This is a genomic window from Colwellia sp. BRX10-4 (assembly GCF_014077465.1).
Taxonomy (GTDB): Bacteria; Pseudomonadota; Gammaproteobacteria; order Enterobacterales; family Alteromonadaceae; genus Colwellia_A.
Window position 1 is genome coordinate 1 of sequence record NZ_JACGVZ010000152.1, and the last position, 248, is coordinate 248.

Consider the following 248-nt stretch of genomic DNA (forward strand, 5'->3'; position numbering starts at 1 on the left):
AGTTCACCTTCAGCGAGAGTAACGGTATCACCAGCATTATAGGTATTCCCACCAACCGTAAAGCTGGTTACCGTGAGTGGACCATCAGCAGTTTCTGCATTGTCTAACACATTGCCTGTGGCTGTAGTATCTTCTGCAACAGAGACAGTTTCATTATCATCGCTCAGATCAGAAACTGGTGTCACTGAAATCGTTAAGGTAGAAGTCTGTGTATCACCTGCACCGTCAGTAACGCTATAAGTAATAAC

Annotated in this window: 1 protein-coding gene; it reads right to left on the reverse strand. The window is 44.4% G+C overall.

The window, feature by feature from the left end:
* A partial coding sequence (locus tag H4J67_RS20190) for a hypothetical protein (protein WP_182204956.1) occupies positions 1–248 on the reverse strand: 248 nt, incomplete at both ends.